Below are 26,673 nucleotides of genomic sequence, written 5' to 3'. Positions count from 1 at the left end.
TCAAACCGAGCTACCGGGCGTCAGCGGGTCTTCAAGCTCAAACATCTCCATGCTTGCCGCCAGGTGTCAGTATTGCCTGTACCTCTTCTATGTCCCTCGCTGCGCCATCGCCCCTCGATACACACCTGAGTGCATCCCAGGAACTGATGCACGAACGCGTCCGCCATCACCGTGCGACATCACCATGCTCGTTTGATGAGTATGTCGCTCAGCAGCGCCGCGAGATCGCTCGCGGTCTCGCCGCAAAGCACGTGGTCTACTTCGACACCAATGTCTGGAAATGCCTCAGCGACTTCTTGCGCGGCAAGGGAAATCTGACGCCGGCGATGAAGGCCTTCTGCGAATTGGCGAGCAGCGAGCACGTGCTGTCGGCATGTGCCTTTCCCATCGGCCTGAGTACTTTGTTCGAGCTGCAGTCCATGAGCGACCCGCTGACCCGGTCGACGTTGGTCGAACTGGTGGACCGCTATTCTCGCAACGTCTGCCTGCTTTCACATATTGACATCGTTCGGGACGAGCTAGCCATATTCATGCGCACGCCGTCGCTTCCCGCGCAGGAGCCTCCGTCTCGCTTCTGCAGGGCAGGGGAGCTCTTGATAACACCTCGGGCGACCTTTCCCCCTGGGATACTGCCGAGTGAGGAAGAAAGGGTTTGGCGAAAAGCCATCTACGACCTCATTGCTGCTCTACCAGTTTCGAGTCAGTTGGAAATGGCCCAGGGTTCGGGCATCAAGCCATGGGACAACATGGCCGGAATCGCAGCCATGAACGATGGCAAGCGGGCTCATCAGCAACGCATCAAGACCTATCCCGACGCTGTTTACGTCGAGCTTGCTGGTAGCCTATCTCTCTATCTCCCCGAGCGTCCCCTTATTGGAGGATTCACCCAGCCCAATCACTGGGCTATCCAGGCCATGCTCCACTGGCACGAGCATCCTGACTCTAAGCATCTTGTCACGGCGCGGGTGATAGCGCATCTTCATGCCGTTATGCGGTTTCACGGCATGCGAGTGTTTAAGCGGGGCGACGTCGCAGACTTCGCGACCGCTGCGTCTGCGGTCCCTGTATGCCACGCTTTGTTCACTGACGAGCGTCTCGTGCGGATCGCATACGACCATCATTCGGATATCCCGAAGTTCGCAGCCTGCGAACTCGTCCACGGCTTCGACCAGTTCACAGCTCACTTGCAGGCTCACACCTGAACACCCCGGCCGGCTACCGATCGGATGGGCCGGTCATCTTTTATGGAGCTTATACCTCCTGCGAGAACGCCAAATTGTTTGGCCCACATCGTCCTGCCTCGCCTTTTGAGCCACCCTCCTCTAGCCGGATCGACGAACAGATCAGCATTGTTACCCAGTCAAGCCTTTACGTGGCCGAGTTTCGCATTGGCGGCAAATGCATAAGCTTCAAACCGCGCTCGATGCTTTTCCAAATACTTCAAATTGGGCCGACTTTGAATATCTTCTGGCAGATAGATAAGTTTTTTCTGAGGGAGAAGTAAATCCAGAACATTTGACGGAATCACGTCATCCCTAATTTTCAAGCTAAAGTCCGCATTTATCGAAATGAGGTATCGATCAAAAAGCCAATGCGCGGTCGCGCAAAGCGCAATACCATTTGAGACAACGTCAGGACCTCCGTCTGCAACTGACCACACATGAGCGGCCTGGACTTCAAAGTTGCCTCTCCAATCCCGCAATTGTATCCCTGTTACCGCACATCTTCCCTCATAGGCGGCGCAAACCGATCGGCGGAAAATGCGATCACGGATTTTTCTCCTAGCTAAAACCTCAACAACTCTCCGCGTAAACAATGGATCTTCTGCAGCGCCTTTTCCTGTATTTTTACCAAAGATGCCTTCCGCATCATTAAAACCATATTTCAAAATTGAGGCGAAATCCTCATCCGAGATGCGACGAACAGATCGGCCGCGCAAAAAAACGCCTAGCTCTGCCTTATTTTTGAGGCCTCGAAGCGAACTCTCCGCATAAAAACCATCCCGGAGCCAGGGCACGACTCGATCAAAATAGAGGAAATTAGAAAGATACGCATAATAATGATTTGGATGATCGCCATCATGCTCAATCATCGAAACCATTGCAACAGCAAAATATGCCATGCTTCCGCCATCGGCACGAGGCTGACGAAATACGATCCAATCACCGACGCAATCGCGGACAACCCCCAAGTAGCGAGATGGAAAGTGATAATATTCAAGTATTGAATCATCATAGCGAGATTCAGATTTGGTATCGAAGACCGCCTTCATCGCTATAGCCCGAATATGAACTTAATACGGGCCTTCAGTACTTCCGGCTTTTTAGTCTCGCACTCCCATACCACCTCATAGCGCCAGCCTGCGGCCAACAGCTCATTTTTTACTTTCTTATCACGATCAACATTTCGGAAAAATTTAGCCAGCCAAAATTCAATATTCGATTTTGGCAGGTTTGCTTTTGGACATCCAAAGTGGCGATGCCAAAAGCAGCCATGGACAAACAACGCGACCCGCCATCTCGGGAAAACCAGATCAGGGGTTCCTGGCATATCTTTGCGATGAAGCCGAAATCGAAGACCTAGCGAGTGCACCGCTCGCCGTACGGCCAACTCAGGAGTTGTATCTTTCCCCTTCACGCGAGACATTAGCCACGAACGCCGCGCTGAAGGCAGTCGATCCATGGCGCTCTATGCAGCCTTCGCAAGATTTTCAATTACTCCAAATTTCCGCGCGATAGCAGAAAATATGGCACTTGAAATCACCGGGGACACGCTATTCCCAATCATTCGAAATGAATGCCAAATTGTGGGATGAAACAAATGCGAATCCGGAAAGCCCTGAAGCCTTGCTGCTTCGCGCACAGTAATAACACGAGGCAGATCCGGATGCAATGGCCGCACCGATTGAAACGAGCCTTTATCTGATCCAGTTCCCGCCCGTAGTGTGGGGCATTGGCCACCCCACGAAAGGCGTTGATGTCGACCAACTTTATCAATTTCGCCTGCCTTCACGCTCGCAAATCGCTTGATAACAGAGGGAGTATGTGCGGTCGCCATATTGCCAGTAAACGATTTATCCGATGACCGCATTTGCTCGGCGTAAACACTCGGCCTGCCCGGCTTTGCTATTTTCCAAAGATCATGCCCGTGTTCAGTTTTTCCAAGCGGAACTGCATCTTGCAAATCTGCAATAGCCTCCTTCACGGTTGTTCGTTTACGCATATATGGCGTGAAATCCGAATCCAAGAATGGTGATCCAAAATCCTTCCTTACACCGAGCACAAACAGTCTTCTTCTATTGGTTGCCGCACCAAAGTCCGCTGCATTCCAAATTTTAGGGCCGAGTAAGTTATAGCTCTTTTCCACGCGCGCGATCGCTCCGTCAAAAATTGATTTTGCACTCGGCAAAGCCAGCCCAGTCACGTTCTCCATTACGAAAAATTTAGGACGGACCTCGGCAACAAGCCTAAAAAAATGAGACAGCAGCTCCCGCCGCGGATCTGCAACATTTCTTTTACCAATCTCACTAAATCCTTGACAGGGAGGACCGCCAAAAATCCCGTCTACCTTCCCTCCTGCCGCTTCAACAACCTTCTGCGAAGTGAGCACGCTAATATCTGTAAGATGAAGGGTTGTGTCTGGGAAGTTTTGACTAAAAGATGAAGTGAGATCTGGATCGATGTCAAATGCCGCAGCGACGTTAAACCCCGCCTTATGCGCCCCAAGCGAAAAACCACCACAACCAGAAAACAAATCCACCAAAACCATTAGCGTATCCAATGCAAATCAAAAAACCACCCTAGCCTTCAACAACAGAGAAATTTGGCAGATATCTATAGAAGGCCTCAAACATTTTTGCCTCAGCCGGAGGAATTGTACCCAATTCCAGCACACTGCCGGCTGCAAGAGGCAATTGACTTTCGAGTTTACGAAACTCTTTTACTGTCAATTTTGGCACAGTAATGCGGGTGGGCGTTCCGTCGGCGGATACAAACTCAAGCGCGGACATATTGCAGTCGGCCAACTTGCTCAAATCTTCTTCTTCGCAGAAGACACCGACAATTGTGGTCATTTTTGCGCCGTCCATATACTCAAAATCACAGATCGGCCGAAACACGAATTGCTTACCGCCTGCTGCATTGCGGGCTGCCAATGCGCTCTGAATTTCGTTGTACACCATAGTTCGGCTAAGGGCACCGAACGGCCAACCCAAGAGATCCTCTTCTACAGCATCAGCAGGAACACGTTCGCGCCCAAAAACCGCTGTAAATCGCTCGATTGCACTTATTCCAGCGTGCCTTGCCTCATTCACATAGGGAGATCGTACGCATTGGATCGATATCGCCAACGCTGTGCCTGAAACAGCGCGCCTGGCCACACTCGCCGCATCCCCCAGCATGTCGGGCGACAACGGCGCATCGTAATCGAGCCATATAAATTGCCTACGAGTCCAGTCAAGTTCTGGAAGAGCATGCTTGGAATGACGATAATCAACCGGAATTCTAAATGGCTTATTATCTTCAATCCGATCTTTCGCCTCCACCTCCTGCTCGATAGAAATCATATCTCGAACACCGAGGCTGCGGTGGAATAAAGAAAAATCGGCAAACCATACCGATCCAAATCCTACGTATAAATATTCCTCGATGCGACCAAAAGGCCGAAGCCGTCGAAATATGTCGCACAACATGCGTCTTTCAGCATGTTTGGCAGGTCGAATGGAATAATCAATTCTTTCGAAGCTGCCGCTCATTTTCCACCCATTCGGCGATAGATAAGATCGAACGTCTCAGCTCCGACGGCGGTCGCCGTGTTTACGCCCAGCTCCGTCATAAGAAAACTAATTTGGTCGACGGGGCGTGAGTATTGAATTTTGGTCGTCTTTACTCGAGCACTCACGGATGCCCGACTGGGAGCAGTAAATTGGGCCTTCGCCACCAATTCATCTGCTTTGACCGTTTTTGCTTTTTTAACGACATCGAGCAAAGGACTACTGTCGCGAGTGTGTTCGTCAATGTCATTATCGAGTTCGTTTAAGAACGAAATCACTGGACGCATCATTTCCTGCATTCGAGGAAAAACGTCTTGCCATACCGGATTGTCCTTATCGATATCGGTTTTAGTAGTATTCCACGGCACCCGGGCGGAGTCATCAGAATCCAAATTAACTATCCCCCGAAACCTCGCGAACTGATTGTGAAAGCTCGGAATAACCACATTATTTGAGCTTTCCTCGATTAGTCCCCAACCAGTCTCCTGCCGCCGATCAGCCTCCAATACCACTCGCCCGTTGCAAACCACATACCATCCTGCAGCCCGCGGAGCACTATCCCCAAGGCCGACTACGATTTTTACTTTGACATCAGACTTCCCCTCATTGGAAATCACATAAGAATCAATTCCCGGCTGAAACCTTCGATCTTCAGTCACCAGCAAATAAAGATCCGTTGCGGTAACGTGAACACCGTTAACAGAAATACTCATTCCTTGAGCAATAAACTGTCGATGCTTTGATTTCACCAACGCTATAATCTGCGTTTCAAAATTTTTCGTTGAAAATCGCGTACTAACTTCTTGTCGAAGTTTTGTGACGACAATTTCTACACCGGGAGTTTGAACTGAGATGTTTTCGTCTGGCGTAAACTCACCCCAGGGGAAATGCCAGCCTTGAGCTGCCTCCCATTTTTTGACGTCTACGTCGACACTCCATTCTTCTTTAGTTGTCGCGGCACGCACAAGGAAGTGATCTCCAAACTTAAATAGTGCACGTTTCATTCCCACGCCGAATTGCCCGATGGAATGCGGAGTTCGTCCGATGCTTGAAGATCTACCAAATTTGAAGGCATATTTAATTGCAGCCTCGGTATCAAACCCGCCGCAGTTATCTAAAATTCGAAAGCGCGTGCTGTCGAATTCTATTTTTACTGTACGACCTTCAAACGGACGCTGCCCTTGAGTTGCCAGAGATTTTGCCCCGTCGACAGAGTTATCAACGAGATCAAGCACTGCCTGCTCTAGCGGAATGTCACGAGTAAGCATGTCCACAAAAAAAGATTTCGTGGGCTCAGCGTCAATTGGTGCCAAATCTTTTTTGGTCATAAGGCAAATCCTCCTTTTTACCCACTGAAACTAGCAGCACTGCGTCACACCATGCGTGCAACGTTACTTCGGTTTGTATCATTTTTTTAAGAAGTAGCACATTCATTTCAATCATTGCGCCTACTCGACTGTCCACGTCGGCGCACCAGATCGAGACACGTGCTGCATTCAGTTCCTAGGCCCTTCGTCGGGGAGCGCTGCTGCGCTCGAAGCAGTGCGCCAGAGTCCCGCCGCTCTGACAGCGAAGCCGCTTGCCTCGCTTTGAGAGACTTTGCTTGAGGCTGGCTGGCCCCTAGGGCAACAAAGACAACATCCTGCTGATTTGCCGCCTCAAGCGCTATTTTGTGAACGCGCTAACAGGCAAGCGGTGGGATGGGCAATAAGACGCAAAGCGGGCCACCCGTTTCAGCGAGTTTTTGTGCGTCGCCAGCAGCCTTAGCGAGCGACGGCGACAAGCGCGCCTCATCTCCCTCTCTGAAGAGGAGCTGCCGTGCTCCGTCGATGGGATGCTTGAAAGTCATTGGCGAAACATTCAAACGAGCGCATCTGCTACAGGTCCGACGGCGAACCCTCGGCCGGATCTGCGTTTGGTATAGAGAACCAGGATGGGAGACGCACCGCAAGAGTGCCGCCTCTCCCGCGCTTATGTCGTCCCCCTTGCTGTCGCGAGCTCCACGCAGGCAGGCATTGCGAACGCCTTGCCTGCAATCAGTTCATCGAGCAGATCTGCCCATAACTGGATCATCTTTCGCCGCTGATTCAGGAAAGTGGCGCGGTCATAGGCGCTACCCAGCTCCTCATCGGAGCCATGCGCCAAATGCCGCTCGATCACCTCCCGATCGCATCCCAGCAGTTCACGAATCAGGGTCCGGGCTGTGGCGCGGAACCCGTGACCTGTGATCTGCTCCTTTGTGTCGTACCCCAGCGTGCGCAGCGCACTGTTGATGGTGTTGTCGCTCATGTAGCGCGTCTTCTCGGAACGCTTCGCCATGCTGCGGAAGATCGGCCCACAGGGGCCAGTCAGAGGGTGGATATCGCGCAGGATCTCGACCGCCTGCGTCGGCAGTGGTACGAGGTGAGCCGGCGTGCGTACGTCGTGCTTCTTCCACTCGCGAAGCTTCATCTTCTCGGGCGGGCAACGCCACAGCGCTTGATCGAGATCCACATCTTCCCAGTGCGCCAACCGCAACTGACCTGGCCGCTGGAACAGCAAGGGCGAGAGTTGCAGGGCCGCGCGTGTGATCACGTTACCGTTGTAAGCACGGATGTCCCGAAGCAACTGGCCGAGCTTCTGCGGATCCGTGATGGCCGCATAGTGGCGAGTGCGGGGTGGCGGCAGGCCGCCCGTGCGGCCGTTCACGAAGTTCCTGGCCGGATTAAGGGCACCCACATCGACGGCGTACTGGAACACATGCTGCACCGCTTCGCGCACGCGCTGCGCCGTCTCCAGATTGCCGCGCTCCTTGATGCGGTGCAGGCATCTGACCACCTCGGTCGGCAAGATGGCTTCCATGGCCAGCGCACCGATCCAGGGAAAGACGTGCAGCTCCAGGTGGCGCATCACCTTCTCGGCATAGCTGGCCGACCATTCGCGGTCCTTCCACGCCTGCGCATGCCAGGCGCGGGCGGTCAGTTCGAAGGTATTGAGGCGGGCAACACGATCGCGCTCGACCTCCACGCGCCGCGCCTCCCGTGGATCGACGCCATCGGCGCGCTTTTCAGCCTCGGCACGCGCCTTCCTGCGCGCCGCCGCCAGGGTCACTACCGGGTAGTGCCCGATGCTGAGCTTGGCCTCCTTGCCATGCCGCTTGTAGCGATAGACCCACGCCTTGCCGGTCGGCCGTACGCGAAGGTAGAGACCGTCGCCGTCCGCCAGCAAATATTCCCTGTCACGCGGCGCTGCCGCCTTGATCTGAAGCTCGTTGAGTTGCCCCATGGTGTACCCAAAATCGACTGCGGTTGAAAAGCAGTCTGGGGTACACCGTGGGGTACGCGCAAGAACGGGACTTTGTGAAATTCGGTGATGCCGCTTGAGCCGCCTTTTTCAGGCTAAGTCCTTGATGTACAAGGACTTTGAGCTGTCTTGGGATCTACCGAGAAAGAAAGATGGTGGCCTGGGGCGGAATCGAACCACCGACACGCGGATTTTCAATCCGCTGCTCTACCAACTGAGCTACCGGGCCGTTGCTGTGTGCAGCCTCAAATTATACAGCGCTTCTGCGCCCTCTTGAAAGATCGACGCCAAGTTGTTTGAGTTTTCTGTAGAGATGGGTGCGTTCGAGGCCGGTTTTCTCGGCGACGCGGGTCATGGAACCGTTCTCCATCGCCAGGTGGAACTCGAAGTACGCCTTCTCGAAGCCGTCGCGCGCATCGCGCAGCGGACGGTCGAGGTCGAAGCTCTGAGTGGACTGCGGGCCGGTGTCGGCCACCGGCACGGAGGCCAGCGAAGCCATCAGCAGGCTGTCGCCCGTCGTCGTGATGGCGGCTGCCTGGTTGCCGGTGATCGGTGCGGGCACCACACCCGCTGCGGCGCGGCGCGCATTCTCGCGAGCCAGCCCCTGCTCCACCGCCTTGAGCAGCTTCTGCATGGTGATGGGCTTTTCGAGAAAGGCGAATGCGCCGATCCGCGTGGCGTCGACTGCCGTATCGATCGTGGCGTGGCCGCTCATCATGATGACGGGCATGCTCAGCAGGCCCGCGGTGGACCACTCCTTGAGCAGCGTGACGCCGTCGGTGTCGGGCATCCAGATGTCGAGCAGCACGAGATCGGGACGTGCGCGCTGGCGTGCAGCGCGCGCTTCGGCCGCGTTCTCCGCGAGTTCCACGTTGTGGCCCTCGTCATTGAGAATTTCGAAGAGCAGGTCCCGGATGCCCAGCTCGTCATCGACCACGAGAATGTTTGCCATGAGTGCTGCTTGTTGTGTGCGCTGGTGTCCGCAATGGTATGTTGAGTCCGCTGGCCATCCATCGCCTGTGCGACGGTCATTCGTGCGGCTCAGGCGGCGGAAGACTTCGACGAATCTTCGGTGTGAGCGGCCGCTGCCCGCGGCTCGCTTGCCAGCGCGAATGATAGCGAGACTTGTGCCCCTGCTACAGCCCCATCGACGACGCGGTTGGAAAGCTCGATGCGCGCGCCGTGCTCGTCGGCGATCTTCTTGACGACCGCGAGGCCCAAACCGGTACCTTTAGTTTTCGTGGTGACGTAGGGCTCGAATGCGCGCTTGAGGATGTTCTCGGCAAAGCCAGGTCCGCTGTCCTGCACGGTCAGGCGCACGCGCTGCCCCGAGTCGCCGAGCCGGGTGCGGATGGTGACTTCTCCCCGCTTGCCCGTGCCGCTCGCAGCGGCCTCGGCGGCGTCCTGCGCGTTTTGCAACAGGTTGTGTATGACTTGGCGGATCTGCTGCGCGTCGCCCTTGATGGGCGGGCAGCGCTCGTCGAGTTCGGAGCGCAGCGTGATCGGAAGGTTCTCGGCGTTGTAGAGCTGGAGCACGTCGGTGAGCAAGGCGTTCAGGTCCACCGGCTTGAGGTCGGCCGCGGGCAGGCGCGCGTAGTCGCGGAATTCGTTCACGAGCCGCTTCATCGCATCGACCTGGTCGACGATGGTCTTCACCGACTTCACCAGCACCGCCTGCTCGGGCGGCTGGACCTTGCCCGACAGCTTCATCTCCAGCCGCTCGGCCGAGAGCTGGATGGGCGTGAGCGGGTTCTTGATCTCGTGCGCGAGCCGGCGCGCGACCTCGCCCCATGCCTGCGCACGCTGCGCCGAGACGATCTCGGAGATGTCGTCGAACACCAGCAGCCGTGCGGCGCCGGGCAGCTCCGCGCCGCGCGCGACGATGTTGATGGCGCCGTCCTGCTGCGGCAGGTCGACGCCGGAGGCGTGCAGCTCGAAAGCGTGCTGCCAGTGGTCGAGGCCGTGCTGGATGCGCTCGACGAGGAAGTCCTCGAACTGCTGCTGCACCTTCGCGCCGAACTCCGCCAGCCCCGGCACCTCGACGAGCGGCCGGCCCTCGTAGGCCGCGAGCGGCGCGCGCAGCACGCGCGTCGCGCCCGGGTTGGTGGACAGCACCGTACCCTTGGCATCGAGCACGATCACGCCCGAGGTCAGGTTGTCGAGGATGGTCTGCAGGTTGGCACGCGCCGCGTCGAGCTGGCCCATGGTCTTCTCGACGGCGCCGCGCGCGTCGGCCAGCTGCTGCGTCATGACGGCAAAGGAACGCGTGAGGCCGCCGAGCTCGTCCTTGCCCTGGAGCACGGCGGTGGGACGCAGGTCGCCCGCCGCCACCTGCCGCACGCCCTCCGCAAGCACGAGCAGCGGCCGAGCGAGCTGGTTGCCGAACAGCACCGCCAGCAGCACCGCGCCGAACACGGCGAGGAACAGGCTCAGCGTGAGCGTGCCGATGTACATGCGGCGCAGGCCTTCGCGCGCGAGCGCCCGCTCCTGGTATTCGCGGTTGGCCTCCTGCACCGCCAGCGCGTTGGCGACCACCGCCGGCGGCAGCGGCCGCGTGACCTGCAGGTAGCGCGGCGCGGTGTCGAAGTCGAAGCCCGGCCGCTGCACCATCGCGAGCGCCCGCACGCTCGCGGCAGGCGGCGTCGCGCCCGGGGCGGTGTTTTCATCCAGCCCCTCGATGTGCGCGACGGCACGCTCGGGGCGCACCTGCCGAAACTGCTGCTGCGTCGGCCGCTCGGGGTTGAGCTGGAAGCGCGATGTGCCCGCGCTCGCCACGAGCTGCCCCGAGCCGGTCCAGAGGATCACATCGCTGGCTTCGAGCTGGTCGCGGATGCGCTCGAGCATCAGGCCGGCGCTGGCATCGGGCACCTGCGCCAGCTGCGCGCTGGCGCTGCGCGTCTTCACGGCGAGGTCGTCCGACAGCGAGTCGAGCGTGGCCCGCCCGAGGTTCAGGCCGGCGTCGAGAGCGCCTTCCACCTTGACGTCGAACCAGCTCTCGATCGAGCGCGCGACGAACTGGTACGACACCACATAGACCAGCGCCCCCGGCACCACCCCCACCAGCGCGAAGATGGCCGCGAGCTTGATGAGCAGCCGGCTGCCGAACTTGCCCTGCCTGAGACGCCGCAGCAGCCGGAAGGCCACCCAGCCGATCACCAGCACCAGCAGCACCGCGACCACGACATTGATGCCGAAGAGGCGCACGTAGTAGCGCTCGTAAAGCGCGCGGTTGTTGGTGGCCTGCGCCAGCAGGAACATCAGCACAAGGCCGATGGCGGTGACCAGTGCGGCACCGACGCCGATGGCCCAGCGCCGGGCCCGCGCGCGGCTCGCAGCCTGCGAGGCCGCCGTGCCGCTGCGCGCCGAAGTGCTCACTTCTGCTTCTCCATCGGAAGCTTGGCCGTGCGCTCGACGGCGATGTTCCAGTCGGCCTGGCCGACCACGCCGATCTGGAACGGGCGCGGCAACTGCGAGGTGTCGAGCCTGAAGCGGAAGGTGATCTGGTGCTGCGGGTCGTCGCCGATCTCGGCGATGTCGCCCATGCGCAGCCGACCGACGCGCTTGATGGCGTCGAGCGCGTCGCCCAGGGTGTCGAAGTTCTGGTTCAGCGAGATGCCCAGGCCGGCCGCGCCGGTCATGGGCGCCGCCGACACGTTGAGCCGCCAGCGGCGCGTGAGCGGCTGGTAGGCCAGCCGCATGTGGCGCGTGACCTGCGCGACCTTGCGGTCGGTCCAGTACCAGCGCTCCTGGAAGAGCTCGGCCTCCGCCACGAAATAGATGGCGATGCCCTTGTCGAGCACCTCCTCGACCAGCGAGGGCAGCTCGAACTGCACGGCAGCGCTGAAGTAGACGCCGTCGTCATCCTGCTCCAGCCGCATCTGGGTGATCGAAGCGCCGCTGCGCGCCTGGGCGGACGCCGGTGCGGGCAGGAACGACATCCAGATCGCCCAGATCCAGAGCAGGACGGGCAGCCACGGCACCAGCCGGCGCCGCCGCTCAACGCGGACGCTTTTCGAGCAGGGCGTAGAAGAAGCCGTCGTGGTCACCAGAGGCATTGTCCGGGACGCCACGGGCATTCGATCCGCTTTGGGGCAGCAAATGGCCTGGCGATGGCAGCAATCGTGCGTTGGTGTTGTGTACAAGAAACGCATCAATTTGTTGCGAACCCTCTTCGCGGAACACGGAGCAAGTGCAGTAGAGAAGCCGCCCGCCGGGCCGCACCAGCGGCCACAAGGCCGCCAGGAGCGCGGCCTGCTGGGCGGCGAGCTGGGCCGTGTCGCTCTCGCGGCGCAGCCAGCGCACGTCGGGGTGGCGCCGCACGATGCCCGAGGCGGTGCAGGGCGCATCGAGCAGGATCGCGTCGAAGGGCATGCCGTCCCACCACTGGTCGGGCCGGCTGGCATCGGCGACGAGCACCTTGGCCTGCAGGCAGAGGCGCTCCAGGGTCTCGTCGATGCGGCGGCTGCGGGTGGCGTCGACCTCGAGGGCCGTGACGTCGAGGGCGCCGGGCTTCGCCATCTCGAGCAGGTGCGCGGTCTTGCCGCCGGGCGCGGCGCAGGCGTCGAGCACGCGCAACGGCTGCTGCGCCGCGTCCTGCAGCAGGCCGTCGAGCAGCAGCGGCGCGGCCATCTGCGCGGCGGCGTCCTGCACCGAGCAGGCACCGTCGGCAAAGCCGGGCAGCTGCTGCACGGGGCGGGCACGCGCCAGCTGCAGGCCGCTGGCACCGACGCGGGTCGCACCGAGGCCGACGGCTTCGAGTTCGGTCAGGTACGAGGCGGCGGTCGTCCGGCGGGCGTTGACCCGCAGTGTCATCGGGGCCTGCGCGTTGTCGGCGGCAAGCACGCGCTGCCAGTCGCGAGGATGGTCGCGCCTGAGGCGCTCGATCCACCAGCGCGGATGGTTCCACTGCGCGACGGGCTCGGTGTCGGTGGCGGCCACGAGCTCGTCGCGTTCGCGCAGGAAGCGCCGCAGGCAGGCGTTGATGAAGCTCGCCTGCGCCCGCGTGGCGGGATTGCGCTTGGCGGCCTCGACCGCCTGGTCCACCAGCGTGAAGGGCTCGTAGGGTGCGTGCGCCGCATCCCATGCAAGCGCCAGTGCGGTGCACAGCAGCGCATCGGGCAGGGGCGGCGGCGTGCGCTTGGCCAGATGGCGGCGCAGCGCCTCGGCACGGCCGAGCCAGCGCAGCACCTGGAAGCCGAGCGACTGCACGCCGGGCCGCAGCGCGGGCTCGACGGCTTCGAAGGCCACGGAGCCCGACGTGCCGGCGCGAATCGACGCCAGCGCCGTCGCAGTCAGTTGCAGCTGGCGCCAGAGCGGAGGTTGTTGCAGGGGCGGCGAGTCGCCGGGGCCTCTGCGGGAGGGGTCGGAAGGTAGTTCTGGCAAGTTGGGGGCGATGGTAACGGGCCGGCCAAAAGCCGGACTTCGTACATGGAAAGAGAACGACACGAAATACCGCAGCGGCCGCGCACGGCCGCTGCCGACAGGTCGGCTCAGCTCAAAGCAGCGGTGCCGCCGGACGCAGACGCACGGCCCATGCCACCAGCAGCGCCGGGAACTGTGCGATGGCAGCGTTGTACTGCGCCACCGCCTGGTTGAACTGGCTGCGCGCGATCTCGGCGGCCGCGGAAGGCTCGGGCCAGCCGATCGGCTCCGCGGCGCCCGGTACCCCGGTGGTCGTGCCGGGCAGCAGCTGCGCGGGCCGCGACAGCGTGCCGTCGGCGTCGAACACGGTCACCTGGTCGGGATGCTGCCGCTGCCAGGCGCCGATCCAGACCTGGAGCGCGGTCGCCAGCGCGGCCATGCCGCCCGCTTCGAGCGGTCGCAGCCGGGTCGCACCCAGCAGGGTCGCCAGCTGTGCGGTGGCAGCCTGCAGCGGAGCGATGGACGAGAGCGACTCCCCGGTCGGCGGCGCCTCGGGCGGTGGGTCCGCCGCGATGCTGGCCTGCACGAAGTCGAGCTGCTTGCCCAGTGCCGCATCGAGCTGGCCATAGGCCTGCAGCACGGCCGCGCGCAGGCGCACCAGCCGGTTGTAGGCACCGACAAACCAGAAGAGCAGGACCGCGGCCACGATCCAGCCGGCCAGCGATTCGGGCAACAAGCTCATCGACGACAAGGCCTCATCATGCAAACACAGGGGACGAACAAATGAAAACGCCCCCCGACCGGGGCCGGTCGGGGGGCGTGTGTACCGGTCATGGCCGGTGATGCTAACCAGTTATTCGGTCGCAGCGCCTTCGCTGGCGTCCGCCGTGCTGGCAGTTGCATCGCTTTCGCCGGAACCTGCCAGTTCGGCAGCTTCCGCTTCGGCGATGGCGCGGCGCTCGGCCTCGTCCATGGCGTCCTTGACCTTGCGTGCCTGGTGGTACGCCATGCCGGTGCCCGCGGGGATCAGGCGGCCGACGATGACGTTTTCCTTCAGGCCGCGCAGTTCGTCGCGCTTGCCCATGATCGCGGCTTCGGTCAGCACGCGCGTCGTTTCCTGGAACGAAGCGGCCGAGATGAACGAGTCCGTCGACAGCGATGCCTTCGTGATACCCAGCAGCAGGTTCGTGAACGTCGCGGGGATCTTGCCTTCGGCGCGCAGGGCGTCGTTGGTGTTGAGCATCTCGCTGCGTTCGATCTGTTCGCCGGCGATGTAGCTGGTGTCGCCCGGGTTGTCGACCACGACGCGGCGCAGCATCTGGCGAACGATCACCTCGATGTGCTTGTCGTTGATCTTCACGCCCTGCAGGCGGTACACGTCCTGCACTTCGTCCACGATGTAGCGCGCCAGTTCTTCGGAACCCAGCAGGCGCAGGATGTCCTGCGGGTCCGCCGGACCGTCGACCACGGATTCGCCCTTGTTCACCACCTGGCCTTCGTGCACCAGGATGTTCTTTTCCTTCGGCACGAGGTCTTCCCAGACCGTGCCTTCCGGATCGGTGATCTGCAGGCGGATCTTGCCCTTCGTTTCCTTGCCGAACGACACGGTACCGGTCATTTCGGCCAGCATGCCCTTGTCCTTCGGCGAACGGGCTTCGAACAGCTCGGCAACGCGCGGCAGACCGCCGGTGATGTCGCGGGTCTTCTGGCCTTCGACCGGAATACGCGCCAGCACTTCGCCGGGGCCCACGTCCTGGCCGTCACGCACCTGCACCAGCGCGCCGATCGGGAAGCCGATCGTCACCGAGTGGTCAGTGCCCGGGATCTTCACTTCGGCGCCGGAGGCGTCGATGAGCTTCACCTGAGGACGAACGACCTTGGCGGCGCCGCGGCGCTTCGGGTCGATCACGACCAGGGTCGACAGGCCGGTCACTTCGTCCACCTGCTTGGCGACCGTGAGGCCTTCCTCGACGTTCTCGAACTGCGTCTTGCCGGCGAATTCCGTGATGATCGGGCGGGTCAGCGGGTCCCAGTTGGCCAGGACATGGCCAGCCTTGATCTGCTGGTCGGCCTTGACCGTCAGGGTCGCGCCGTACGGCACCTTGTGACGCTCGCGCTCGCGGCCGTGTTCGTCGTGGATGATGATTTCACCCGAACGCGAGATCACGACCAGCTCGCCCTTGCTGTTGGTCACGTAGCGCATCGTGGCGTTGAAGCCGATCGAGCCGTTCGACTTGGCTTCCACGCTGGAGGCGATGGCAGCGCGCGAAGCGGCACCACCGATGTGGAAGGTACGCATCGTCAGCTGCGTGCCCGGTTCGCCGATGGACTGGGCGGCGATCACACCGACGGCTTCGCCGATGTTGATCAGGCCGCCGCGGCCCAGGTCGCGGCCGTAGCAGGTCGAGCAGATGCCGAAGCGCGTCTCGCAGGTCAGCGCCGTGCGCACCTTGACCTCGTCCACGCCCTGCGCCTCGAGTTCCTCGATGGTGTCCTCGTCGAACATCTCACCGGCCTTCAGCAGCACCGAGCGGTTTTCCGGGTGCAGCACGTCGTCGGCTGCGGTGCGGCCGAGGATACGGTCGCGCAGCGATTCGATCACTTCACCGCCTTCGACGATGGCGCGCATCAGGTAGCCGCCGTGCGTGCCGCAGTCCTGCTCGGTCACGACCAGGTCCTGCGTCACGTCGACCAGACGACGCGTCAGGTAGCCCGAGTTCGCCGTCTTCAGCGCCGTGTCGGCCAGACCCTTACGGGCACCGTGGGTGGAGATGAAGTACTCCAGCACGTTCAGGCCTTCGCGGAAGTTCGCGGTGATGGGCGTCTCGATGATCGAGCCGTCAGGCTTGGCCATCAGGCCGCGCATGCCGGCCACCTGGCGGATCTGGGCCGCGGAACCGCGGGCGCCGGAGTCGGCCATCATGTAGATCGAGTTGAAGGACTCCTGCTCGACTTCCTTGCCGTTGCGGTCGATGACCTTCTGCTTCGACAGCTTGGCCATCATCACCTTCGACACTTCGTCGCCGGCCTTGCCCCAGATGTCCACCACCTTGTTGTAGCGTTCGCCGGAGGTCACGAGACCCGAGACGTACTGCTGCTCGATCTCCTTCACTTCCTTGGCCGAGCGCTCGATGATGCCGTGCTTCTCCGAAGGCACCAGCATGTCGTCGATGGCGATCGAGATGCCGGCCTTGGTCGCCAGGCGGAAGCCGTTCTGCAGCAGCTTGTCTGCGAAGACGACGGTTTCCTTCAGGCCGCACTTGCGGAACGAGACGTTGATGAGCTTGGAGATTTCCTTCTTCTTCAGCGCCTTGTTGATGTTCGAGAACGGCAGGCCCTTCGGCAGGATCTCGGACAGCAGCGCGCGGCCCACGGTGGTGTCCACGAGCGAGGTCGACGGCGTGAATTCGCCGGTTTCCTTGTTCTTGGTGTATTCCGTGATGCGCACTGCCACCTTGGCGGTGAGTTCGACTTCGTTGGCGTCGAGCGCGCGCTGGACTTCACCGATGTCGGAGAAGACCAGGCCTTCGCCCTTGCCGTTGATGCGGTCGCGGGTCGTGTAGTACAGACCCAGCACCACGTCCTGCGAAGGAACGATCGACGGTTCGCCCGAAGCCGGGAACAGCACGTTGTTGGAGGCCAGCATCAGCGTGCGGGCTTCCATCTGCGCTTCCACCGACAGCGGCACGTGGACGGCCATCTGGTCGCCGTCGAAGTCGGCGTTGAAAGCCGCGCAGACGAGCGGGTGCAGCTGGATCGCCTTGCCTTCGATCAGGATCGGCTCGAAGGCCTGGATACCCAGGCGGTGCAGCGTCGGAGCGCGGTTCAGCATGACCGGGTGCTCCTTGATGACCTCTTCCAGGATGTCCCAGACCACCGGCGTGCCCGATTCGACTTCCTTCTTGGCAGCCTTGATCGTGGTCGCGATGCCCATGGCTTCGAGGCGCGAGAAGATGAAGGGCTTGAAGAGTTCGAGCGCCATCAGCTTCGGCAGGCCGCACTGGTGCAGCTTGAGCGTCGGACCCACCACGATGACCGAACGGCCCGAGTAGTCGACGCGCTTGCCCAGCAGGTTCTGGCGGAAGCGGCCGCTCTTGCCCTTGATCATGTCGGCCAGCGACTTCAGCGCGCGCTTGTTCGCGCCCGTCATGGCCTTGCCGCGGCGGCCGTTGTCCAGCAGCGAGTCGACGGCCTCCTGCAGCATCCGCTTCTCGTTGCGCGCGATGATTTCCGGAGCCTTCAGCTCCAGCAGGCGGCGCAGGCGCGAGTTGCGGTTGATGACGCGGCGGTACAGGTCGTTCAGGTCGGAGGTCGCGAAGCGGCCGCCGTCCAGCGGCACCAGCGGACGCAGGTCCGGCGGCAGCACGGGCAGCACGTCGAGCACCATCCACTCGGGCTTGATGCCCGACTTGCGGAAGGCTTCCAGCACCTTCAGGCGCTTGGAGTTCTTCTTGACCTTGACTTCGGAGCCGGTCAGGTCGCCGCGCAGGCGTTCGATCTCGCTGTCGAGTTCGATGCCTTCCAGCAGGTCCTTGATGCCTTCGGCGCCCATCTTGGCGACGAACTCGTCACCGTATTCCTTGCGCTTCGCGTCGTAGTCGTCCTCGGACATGATGCCGAACTTCTTCAGCGGGGTCATGCCGGGGTCGGTGATCACGTAGGCTTCGAAGTACAGCACGCGCTCGATGTCGCGCAGCGTCATGTCGAGCACGAGGCCCAGGCGCGACGGCAGCGACTTCAGGAACCAGATGTGGGCGCAGGGCGCGGCCAGGTCGATGTGACCCATGCGCTCGCGACGCACCTTGGTCTGCGTGACTTCGACGCCGCACTTCTCGCAGATCACGCCGCGGTGCTTCAGGCGCTTGTACTTGCCGCACAGGCACTCGTAGTCCTTGATGGGGCCGAAGATCTTCGCGCAGAAGAGGCCGTCGCGCTCGGGCTTGAACGTGCGGTAGTTGATCGTCTCGGGCTTCTTCACCTCGCCGAAGGACCACGAACGGATCTTCTCGGGCGAAGCCATGCCGATCTTGATGGCATCGAAATGCTCATCAGGGGTGAATTGCTTGAACAGGTCGAGTAGCGATTTCATAAGACTCTTTCCCTTTTCAAATTAGGAACGCTCGAGCTCGATGTCGAGACCCAGCGAACGGATTTCCTTGACCAGCACGTTGAACGACTCCGGCATGCCGGCTTCGATCGAGTGCTCGCCCTTGACGATGCTCTCGTACACCTTGGTACGGCCTTGCACGTCGTCGGACTTCACGGTCAGCATTTCCTGCAGGACGTAGGAAGCGCCGTAGGCTTCGAGCGCCCACACTTCCATTTCCCCGAAACGCTGGCCGCCGAACTGCGCCTTGCCGCCCAGAGGCTGCTGCGTGACCAGCGAGTACGGGCCGGTCGAGCGGGCGTGCATCTTGTCGTCCACCAGGTGATGCAGCTTCAGGAAGTGCATGTAGCCGACGGTGACGGGACGCTCGAACTGGTCGCCGGTGCGGCCGTCGAACAGGTAGGCCTGCGTGCGGCTCTCGGTCAGGCCCTTGGCCTTGGCGATGTCGTCCGGGTAGGCCAGCTTCAGCATGCCGCGGATTTCCTCTTCCGAGGCACCGTCGAACACCGGCGTCGCGAAGGTCGCGCCGTTCTGGAGGTTGCCGGCCATCTCGAGCAGCTCGGTGTCGCTCAGCGAAGCGATGTTCTCCTGGCGGCCCGAGCCGTTGTACAGCTGCTCCATGAACTTGCGCAGCTCGGCCACCTTGGCCTCCTGCTGCAACAGGTCGCCGATGCGCTGGCCCACGCCCTTGCCGGCCCAGCCCAGGTGCACCTCGAGAACCTGGCCCACGTTCATCCGCGAGGGCACGCCCAGCGGATTCAGGCAGATGTCGCACGGGGTGCCGTCGGCCATGTGGGGCATGTCCTCGACCGGAACGATCTTCGACACCACACCCTTGTTGCCGTGGCGGCCGGCCATCTTGTCGCCGGGCTGCAGGCGGCGCTTGACGGCCAGGTAGACCTTGACCATCTTCAGCACGCCGGCGGGCAGCTCGTCGCCCTGCGTGAGCTTCTTGCGCTTCTCTTCGAACGCGAGGTCGAAGCTGTGGCGCGTCTGCTCCAGCGAGTTCTTGATCGACTCGAGCTGCGTCGCCACTTCGTCTTCCGCCGGACGGATGTCGAACCAGTGGAACTTCTCGACCGACGACAGGTAGGCCTTGTCGAGCTTGGTGCCCTTGGCCAGCTTGTTCGGGCCGCCGTTGGCGACCTTGCCGGTCAGCAGCTTCTCGATACGGTCGAACGCGTCGGCCTCGACGATGCGAAGCTGGTCGTTCAGGTCGAGGCGGAAGCGCTTGAGCTCGTCGTCGATGATCTGCTGGGCGCGCTTGTCGCGCTGGATGCCTTCGCGGGTGAACACCTGCACGTCGATCACGGTGCCTTGCGAGCCCTGGTCAACGCGCAGCGAGGTGTCCTTCACGTCGGAAGCCTTCTCGCCGAAGATGGCGCGAAGCAGCTTCTCTTCAGGCGTCAGCGTGGTCTCGCCCTTCGGCGTGACCTTGCCCACCAGCGTATCGCCCGGCTGCACTTCGGCGCCGACGTAGATGATGCCGGACTCGTCGAGGCGGTTGAGCTGCTGCTCGGCCAGGTTCGGGATGTCGCGCGTGATTTCTTCGGCGCCCAGCTTCGTGTCGCGGGCCATCACCACCAGTTCCTCGATGTGGATCGAGGTGTAGCGGTCTTCGGCGACGACGCGTTCCGAGATCAGGATCGAGTCTTCGAAGTTGTAGCCGTTCCAGGGCATGAACGCGATCAGCATGTTCTGGCCCAGGGCCAGTTCGCCGAGGTCGGTCGATGCGCCGTCGGCCACCACGTCGCCCTTGGCGATCTTGTCGCCGCGCTTGACGATGGGGCGCTGGTGGATGTTGGTGTTCTGGTTCGAACGCTGATACTTGATCAGGTTGTAGATGTCCACACCGACTTCACCGGCAGCCGCTTCGGCGTCGTTCACGCGCACCACGACACGGGTCGCGTCGACGTAGTCGACGATACCGCCGCGGGTGGCTGTGACCACGGTGCCCGAGTCGACCGCGGAGACGCGCTCGATACCGGTACCGACCATCGGCTTCTCGGGACGCAGCACGGGCACGGCCTGGCGCTGCATGTTGGCGCCCATCAGCGCGCGGTTCGCGTCGTCGTGCTCGAGGAACGGCACGAGCGATGCGGCCACCGACACGATCTGCGCGGGCGACACGTCCATGTACTGGATGCGCTCTGCGCCGACCAGGATCGATTCGCCGGCCTCACGGGCCGAGACCAGGTCGCCGGTCAGCTTGCCGTCCTTGTCCAGGGCCGCGTTGGCCTGGGCGATGACGTACTTGCCTTCCTCGATGGCCGACAGGTAGTCGATCTCGTTGGTGACCTTGCCGTCCACCACGCGACGGTACGGCGTCTCGATGAAGCCGTATTCGTTCAGGCGGGCGTACAGGGCCAGCGAGTTGATCAGGCCGATGTTCGGGCCTTCGGGCGTTTCGATCGGGCACACGCGGCCGTAGTGGGTCACGTGCACGTCGCGCACTTCGAAGCCTGCACGTTCGCGCGTCAGACCGCCCGGGCCAAGGGCCGACACGCGGCGCTTGTGGGTGATCTCGGACAGCGGGTTCGTCTGGTCCATGAACTGCGACAGCTGCGAGGCGCCGAAGAATTCCTTCAGCGCAGCCGAGATCGGCTTGCTGTTGATCAGGTCGTGCGGCATCAGCGGCTCTTGCTCCGCCTGGCCCAGACGTTCCTTCACGGCCTTCTCGATGCGGGCCAGGCCGGTGCGGTACTGGTTCTCGGCCAGTTCGCCGACGCAGCGCACGCGACGGTTGCCCAGGTGGTCGATGTCGTCGACTTCGCCGTTGCCGTTGCGCAGGTCCACGAGGATCTTGACCACGGCCAGGATGTCCTCGTTGGTCAGCACCATCGGGCCGGTCGATTCGTCGCGGCCGACCTTGGCGTTGAACTTCATGCGGCCGACGCGCGACAGGTCGTACGTGTCCGGGTTGTAGAACAAGCGCTGGAACAGGGCCTGCACGGCGTCTTCCGTCGGCGGCTCGCCGGGGCGCATCATGCGGTAGATGGCCACGCGGGCGGCGAACTCGTCCACGGTTTCGTCGATGCGCAGGGTCTGCGAGATGTACGCGCCCTGGTCGAGTTCGTTCGTGTAGATGACCTGCACGTCCTGCACGCCGGCCGTGCGCAGCTTCTTCAGCAGCGTCTCGGTCAGCTCGTCGTTGGCCTTGGCCAGGATCTCGCCGGAGTCGGCGTCGACGATGTTGCGGGCGATCACGCGGCCGATCAGGAAGTCTTCCGGCACGCTGATGTGCGTGGTGCCGCCCTGCTCGAGCTCACGCGTGTGGCGCGCGGTGACGCGCTTGTCCTTGGCGACCACGACCTTGCCCGACTTGTCGGTGATGTCGAAGCGCGCGACTTCGCCGCGCAGGCGCTCGGGAACGAATTCCATCTGCGCGCCGCTGTCCATCAGGCGGAAGTTGTCGTTCACGAAGAAGTTCGCGAGGATCGATTCCGGGTTCAGGCCGATGGCCTTCAACAGGATCGTGACCGGCATCTTGCGGCGACGGTCCACGCGGAAGTACAGCATGTCCTTCGGGTCGAACTCGAAGTCGAGCCACGAACCGCGGTAGGGGATCACGCGGGCCGAGAACAGCAGCTTGCCCGAGCTGTGCGTCTTGCCCTTGTCGTGCTCGAAGAACACGCCGGGCGAGCGGTGCAGCTGAGACACGATCACGCGCTCGGTACCGTTGATGATGAACGAACCCTTGTCCGTCATGAGCGGCACTTCGCCCATGTAGACCTCTTGTTCCTTCACTTCCTTGACCACCTTCGACTGCGAGGTCGACGACTCGCGGTCATAGATGATGAGCTGCACCTTGGCGCGCACGGCCGACGCGAAGGTCAGGCCGCGGGTCTGGCATTCGCGCACGTCGAACGCCGGCTTCGCCAGGTTGTACTCGAGGAACTTCATCTCGACGAAACCGTTGTGCGAGACGATCGGGAAAGCAGCGTCGAACGCAGCCTGCAGGCCTTCGACGGTACGTTGTTTCGGGGGGACGCCGGCTTGCAGGAACGCGGTGTATGCGTCCTTCTGCATCTGCAGCAGGTAGGGGATTTCGACGACGCTGTCGCGATTGCCGAAACTTTTTCGGATGCGCTTGCGTTCGGTGTAACTGTACGCGGACGATTGGGCCATGAGAGCTCCGGTGCTTGAGATCTTCAGCGACTTGTCAGCAGTGCCGGGGCACCACTGCTTGGCGGCTGGCCACTACCAGCCGTTGGCGGACAGCGATGCATTGCACATCGCCCGAACCAAGGGGTCTTCTGCAGTCGGGGTCAGAAGACACTCAAAAAACATCTCGTTTCGGCTTCTCCATCGGCCTTGGGGCCTTCGGGAAACCGGCAGCGAGCCGGCTTTTGAGTGCGCTCTGAAAGCGGCAAAGGCTGGAGGGCCTTTTCAGGCACCTCCAGCCCTCCAGGGGGTCTGAATTACTTCAGTTCCACCTTGGCGCCGGCTTCTTCCAGCTTCTTCTTGGCGGCTTCAGCGTCAGCCTTCGACAGGCCTTCCTTGACGGCCTTGGGAGCGGCTTCCACCAGGTCCTTGGCTTCCTTGAGGCCCAGGCCGGTGATTTCGCGCACTGCCTTGATCGCCGAAACCTTGTTCGCGCCGGCGTCAACCAGCACGACGTTGAATTCGGTCTTCTCTTCGACTGCAGCAGCAGCGGCACCGCCACCACCTGCGGCCGGAGCGGCCATTGCAGCGGCGCTCACGCCGAACTTCTCTTCGATGGCCTTGACCAGGTCGTTGAGTTCCAGGACCGTCATGCTGTCGAGCGCGGTCAGAAATGCGTCTTTATCGAATGCCATTTTTGTTTCCTAACAATTGGGTTGAATGTTTCAAACGCAGGCGGCTCAGGCTGCCTGTGCTTCTGCCGGGGCATCGGCGGGTGCAGCTTCGCCACCACCACGCTTCTCGGCCAGCGCCGCGAGCACGCGGGCGGTACGAGAGATCGGGGATTGCATCAAGCCCAGCAGTTGAGCCAGCAGCACTTCCTTCGAAGGGATGTTGGCCAGTTGCTTCACGCCTTCGACGTCCAGGGCCTTGCCACCGAATGCGCCGCCGCGAATGACCAGCTTGTCGTTGGTCTTAGCGAAATCGGCCACCACCTTGGCGGCGGCCACAGCGTCTTCGGAGAAGCCATAGATCAGCGGGCCGGTCATCTGGTCGCCGACGACTTCAAACGGGCTGCCAGCGACAGCACGGCGGGCCAGCGTGTTCTTCAGAACACTCAGGCTCACACCCTTGCTGCGCGCTTCGTTGCGCAGTTTGGTCATATCGGCCACCGTGATGCCACGGTATTCCGCCATCACGAGCGTTTGAGCTTTTGCGGCGAGGCTGGTCACGTCGTTGATGACCGCTTCTTTCTCACTGCGATTCAGACTCAAGGTCTACTCCTTTCAATGCGATCTTCGGCCGGGGCCTGCGATCGCGCTTCATGCAGCGACCAACTGTCAGGAAAAAAAAAATCGATTTCCTTGATTCCTTGCAGCGGGATCGCCATCTGCGCTGGATACCGGACGGGAAGGTCCGGCGTTTAAGTGCAGCACCCTGCACACCAGCGGTCTTGGATGGCCCGCGGCAACCGAAGCCGCCGCGACCCACCACATCCGCCCCACCCTTGCGAGGTGGAGCAAATCTCTTTAGCTCGCCGAGATGGTTTGCGTGTCCACGCGGACACCCAGACCCATGGTCGACGACACGGCCACCTTGCGCAGGTACACGCCCTTGCTGGTCGCCGGCTTGGCCTTGACCAGAGCGTCGATCAGCGCGGCGAGGTTGCCCTGCAGCTTGTCGTTGTCGAACGAGCGACGGCCGATCGTGCCGTGCACGATGCCGGCCTTGTCGACGCGGAACTGGACCTGGCCGGCCTTGGCGTTCTTCACGGCCGTGGCGACGTCCGGGGTCACGGTGCCGACCTTCGGGTTCGGCATCAGGCCGCGCGGGCCCAGCACCTGACCGAGCGTACCGACGACGCGCATTGCGTCCGGCGCAGCGATCACGACGTCGAAAGGCATGTCGCCAGCCTTGACCATGGCAGCCAGGTCGTCCATGCCGACGATGTCGGCGCCGGCGGCCTTGGCTTCTTCAGCCTTGGCGCCCTGGGCGAACACGGCGACGCGCTTGGTCTTGCCGGTGCCGTTGGGCAGCACGACGGCGCCACGCACGACCTGGTCCGACTTCTTGGCGTCGATGCCGAGCTGCACGACCACGTCGATCGATTCGTCGAACTTGGCGGTGGCTGCTTCCTTGACGATGGTGATCGCGTCAGCCAGCGGGTACAGCTTGGTGCTGTCGACCTTGCCTTCGAGCGACTTCTGCTTCTTGGTGATCTTGGCCATTTACACGCCCTCCACATTCACGCCCATCGAACGGGCCGTACCGGCGATGGTGCGGACCGCGGCGTCCATGTCGGCAGCGGTCAGGTCCTTCATCTTGGTCTTTGCGATCTCTTCGAGCTGTGCACGCGTGATCTTGCCGACCTTGTCGGTGTGCGGGCGTGCGGAGCCCTTGTCGAGCTTGATCGCCTTCTTGATCAGCACGCCGGCCGGCGGCGACTTGATGATGAAGGTGAAGCTCTTGTCGGCGAAAGCGGTGATGACCACCGGCAGCGCCAGACCCGGCTCGTAGCTCTGCGTCTGCGCGTTGAACGCCTTGCAGAATTCCATGATGTTCAGACCGCGCTGACCGAGTGCGGGACCGATCGGCGGGGACGGGTTGGCCTTACCAGCTGGCACTTGCAGCTTGATGAAGCCGACGATTTTCTTCGCCATGCTTTTTGCTCCTTGCGGGTGATATCGCCTTGGCTTGCGGCCGAGGCTCCCCGGGGTTAAACGACTCTTCGATCAAGGCCGCGCGCCGAGTCGGACAACGCGCAGCCGGGAATGGTTAGGACCTCGCGGTCCGGGGCTCAGGTCTTCTCGACCTGGCTGAATTCGAGCTCCACGGGCGTCGCGCGGCCGAAGATCATGACCGACACGCTCACCTTGCTCTTCTCGTAGTTGACTTCCTCGACGGTGCCGTTGAAGTCGGTGAACGGGCCTTCCTTGACGCGCACGAATTCGCCGACGGTGAACTCGATCTTGTGGCGCGGCTTCTCGGTACCCTGCTGCATCTGGCTGACGATGTCCTCGACCTCTTTCTGCGAGATCGGAGCCGGACGATTCTTGGCACCGCCCACGAAGCCCGTCACCTTGTTGGTGTGCTTCACGAGGTGCCAGCTCTCGTCGTCCATGATCATTTCGACCAGCACGTAGCCAGGGAAGAAGCGGCGCTCGGTGGTGCGCTTCTGGCCGTTCTTGATTTCGACCACTTCTTCGGTCGGAACCAGGATGCGACCGAACTTGCCCTGCATGCCGGCGCGGTTGATGCGCTCGGTGATGTTGCGCTCGACAGCCTTCTCCATGCCCGAATAGGCATGCACCACGTACCAACGCAGATCGGGGTTGGCGGCAGGCGCCAGCACGGAGGTGCTTTCTTCCTCCGGCGCGCCCGGCGTGGTTTCAACTGCGTCGTCAGTCATTTACTTTCTCCAGCCCAGAATGAGGTCGAAAAACACCCATTCGAGCGTCTTGTCGGTAAGCCAGAGGAAGACGGACATGATCGCCACGAAGGCAAACACGTAGGCCGTCATCTGCATCGCTTCCTTGCGGGTCGGCCAGACAACCTTCCTGACTTCGCGCCACGAATCACGACCGAAAGCCCACAACTGGCGGCCATTCTCCGAACTGCCGAAGGCAGCCACTGCCGCAGCCAGGCCAACCAGCAGCGCAGCCCATTGCACCAGCGAACCTTGGCGGGCCAGCAGATAGAACGCCACGATGGCGCCCACCGCCAACACCACAGCCGCGGCCAATTTGGCCTTGTCGGCGCCGGTGCTCACGGTTTCGATTTGAGAAGTGGCCATGTTCGGCTGTTTTCCTGTGGCCTTGAGGCCTTCAATTCAATGCGTCTCTTCAGACGCCGAAGCCCGTCGGGGCGCGACGGGCTTTTCGGAGTGCCACCTTAAGTGGCAGGGGCAGTAGGAATCGAACCTACAACCTTCGGTTTTGGAGACCGACGCTCTGCCAATTGAGCTATACCCCTCCGGTACTTCGCACTCGCCCTATTACAGGTCGAGGATCTTCGCCACGACGCCCGAGCCCACGGTGCGGCCGCCTTC

The 26,673-nt window shown here is 61.6% G+C and carries 20 protein-coding genes and 2 tRNA genes; 1 reads left to right on the top strand and 21 read right to left on the bottom strand.

The features are described from left to right. Positions 1 to 146: 146 nt before the first annotated feature. Positions 147 to 1,202, top strand: coding sequence for a hypothetical protein (locus tag ACTJLF_RS33380; RefSeq protein WP_440884778.1), 1,056 nt, complete (start codon positions 147 to 149; stop codon positions 1,200 to 1,202). A 158-nt stretch (positions 1,203 to 1,360) separates the two neighbouring features. Here ACTJLF_RS33380 and ACTJLF_RS33375 read toward each other — a convergent pair whose 3' ends face one another. From ACTJLF_RS33375 to ACTJLF_RS33275, 21 genes are all read right to left on the bottom strand, one after another. Then, entirely contained in the window at positions 1,361 to 2,272 is a 912-nt protein-coding gene (locus ACTJLF_RS33375) for an HNH endonuclease (RefSeq protein ID WP_440884777.1), read from the bottom strand. Between the two features lie 2 nt (positions 2,273 to 2,274). Further along, positions 2,275 to 2,682 (bottom strand): very short patch repair endonuclease, encoded by a 408-nt coding sequence (locus ACTJLF_RS33370; protein ID WP_440884776.1) that lies wholly within the window; start codon positions 2,680 to 2,682, stop codon positions 2,275 to 2,277. A 6-nt stretch (positions 2,683 to 2,688) separates the two neighbouring features. Then, on the bottom strand, positions 2,689 to 3,768 hold the full coding sequence (locus tag ACTJLF_RS33365) for a DNA cytosine methyltransferase (protein WP_440884775.1): 1,080 nt from the start codon (positions 3,766 to 3,768) through the stop codon (positions 2,689 to 2,691). Positions 3,769 to 3,799: 31 nt separating this feature from the next. Next, a complete protein-coding gene (locus tag ACTJLF_RS33360) occupies positions 3,800 to 4,753 on the bottom strand; it encodes an O-methyltransferase (RefSeq protein WP_440884774.1) in 954 nt (317 codons plus the stop codon). Beyond that, positions 4,750 to 6,099, bottom strand: a complete 1,350-nt coding sequence (locus tag ACTJLF_RS33355; RefSeq protein ID WP_440884773.1) for an ATP-binding protein — start codon at positions 6,097 to 6,099, stop codon at positions 4,750 to 4,752. Before ACTJLF_RS33355 ends, ACTJLF_RS33360 begins: the two co-directional genes overlap by 4 nt. Before the next feature lie 643 nt (positions 6,100 to 6,742). Continuing rightward, entirely contained in the window at positions 6,743 to 8,035 is a 1,293-nt protein-coding gene (locus ACTJLF_RS33350) for a tyrosine-type recombinase/integrase (protein ID WP_440884772.1), read from the bottom strand. Positions 8,036 to 8,206: 171 nt separating this feature from the next. Next, positions 8,207 to 8,282, bottom strand: a tRNA-Phe gene (locus tag ACTJLF_RS33345). Positions 8,283 to 8,303: 21 nt separating this feature from the next. Beyond that, positions 8,304 to 9,005: a response regulator gene (locus ACTJLF_RS33340; RefSeq protein WP_019658327.1), complete on the bottom strand. Its 702-nt coding sequence runs from the start codon at positions 9,003 to 9,005 to the stop codon at positions 8,304 to 8,306. 89 nt (positions 9,006 to 9,094) lie between these two features. Further along, the gene (locus tag ACTJLF_RS33335) at positions 9,095 to 11,428 is read right to left on the bottom strand and encodes a sensor histidine kinase (RefSeq protein ID WP_019658328.1); all 2,334 of its coding nucleotides are present in this window, start codon (positions 11,426 to 11,428) and stop codon (positions 9,095 to 9,097) included. After that, positions 11,425 to 12,033 (bottom strand): DUF4390 domain-containing protein, encoded by a 609-nt coding sequence (locus ACTJLF_RS33330; protein ID WP_440884771.1) that lies wholly within the window; start codon positions 12,031 to 12,033, stop codon positions 11,425 to 11,427. Before ACTJLF_RS33330 ends, ACTJLF_RS33335 begins: the two co-directional genes overlap by 4 nt. 16 nt (positions 12,034 to 12,049) lie before the next feature. Further along, complete coding sequence (rsmB, locus tag ACTJLF_RS33325; protein ID WP_440884770.1) at positions 12,050 to 13,435, bottom strand: 16S rRNA (cytosine(967)-C(5))-methyltransferase RsmB; 1,386 nt, start codon at positions 13,433 to 13,435, stop codon at positions 12,050 to 12,052. 112 nt (positions 13,436 to 13,547) lie between these two features. Further along, positions 13,548 to 14,156, bottom strand: a complete 609-nt coding sequence (locus ACTJLF_RS33320; RefSeq protein WP_019658331.1) for a LemA family protein — start codon at positions 14,154 to 14,156, stop codon at positions 13,548 to 13,550. Positions 14,157 to 14,267: 111 nt separating this feature from the next. Then, a complete protein-coding gene (rpoC, locus tag ACTJLF_RS33315; RefSeq protein ID WP_019658332.1) occupies positions 14,268 to 18,503 on the bottom strand; it encodes a DNA-directed RNA polymerase subunit beta' in 4,236 nt (1,411 codons plus the stop codon). A gap of 21 nt (positions 18,504 to 18,524) precedes the next feature. After that, positions 18,525 to 22,649, bottom strand: a complete 4,125-nt coding sequence (gene rpoB / locus ACTJLF_RS33310; protein WP_019658333.1) for a DNA-directed RNA polymerase subunit beta — start codon at positions 22,647 to 22,649, stop codon at positions 18,525 to 18,527. Positions 22,650 to 22,942: 293 nt separating this feature from the next. Next, entirely contained in the window at positions 22,943 to 23,320 is a 378-nt protein-coding gene (rplL, locus tag ACTJLF_RS33305) for a 50S ribosomal protein L7/L12 (RefSeq protein ID WP_019658334.1), read from the bottom strand. Positions 23,321 to 23,365: 45 nt separating this feature from the next. Beyond that, positions 23,366 to 23,899 (bottom strand): 50S ribosomal protein L10, encoded by a 534-nt coding sequence (rplJ, locus tag ACTJLF_RS33300; protein ID WP_019658335.1) that lies wholly within the window; start codon positions 23,897 to 23,899, stop codon positions 23,366 to 23,368. 255 nt (positions 23,900 to 24,154) lie between these two features. Continuing rightward, positions 24,155 to 24,853 carry a 50S ribosomal protein L1 gene (gene rplA / locus ACTJLF_RS33295; protein WP_440884769.1) on the bottom strand — a complete coding sequence of 233 codons (699 nt, stop codon included), beginning with the start codon at positions 24,851 to 24,853 and terminating at the stop codon, positions 24,155 to 24,157. After that, positions 24,854 to 25,285, bottom strand: coding sequence for a 50S ribosomal protein L11 (gene rplK / locus ACTJLF_RS33290; protein ID WP_019658337.1), 432 nt, complete (start codon positions 25,283 to 25,285; stop codon positions 24,854 to 24,856). A 137-nt stretch (positions 25,286 to 25,422) separates the two neighbouring features. Beyond that, the gene (gene nusG, locus ACTJLF_RS33285) at positions 25,423 to 26,034 is read right to left on the bottom strand and encodes a transcription termination/antitermination protein NusG (protein ID WP_019658338.1); all 612 of its coding nucleotides are present in this window, start codon (positions 26,032 to 26,034) and stop codon (positions 25,423 to 25,425) included. Beyond that, positions 26,035 to 26,418: a preprotein translocase subunit SecE gene (gene secE / locus ACTJLF_RS33280; protein WP_019658339.1), complete on the bottom strand. Its 384-nt coding sequence runs from the start codon at positions 26,416 to 26,418 to the stop codon at positions 26,035 to 26,037. A 103-nt stretch (positions 26,419 to 26,521) separates the two neighbouring features. Further along, positions 26,522 to 26,597 (bottom strand) — tRNA-Trp (locus ACTJLF_RS33275). Positions 26,598 to 26,673 lie beyond the last annotated feature (76 nt).

This window comes from Variovorax sp. 22077 (assembly GCF_052044195.1).
GTDB lineage: Bacteria > Pseudomonadota > Gammaproteobacteria > Burkholderiales > Burkholderiaceae_C > Variovorax > Variovorax atrisoli.
The sequence above is the reverse complement of the archived record's forward strand: the minus strand, read 5'-3'. Positions and strand labels throughout refer to the sequence as shown.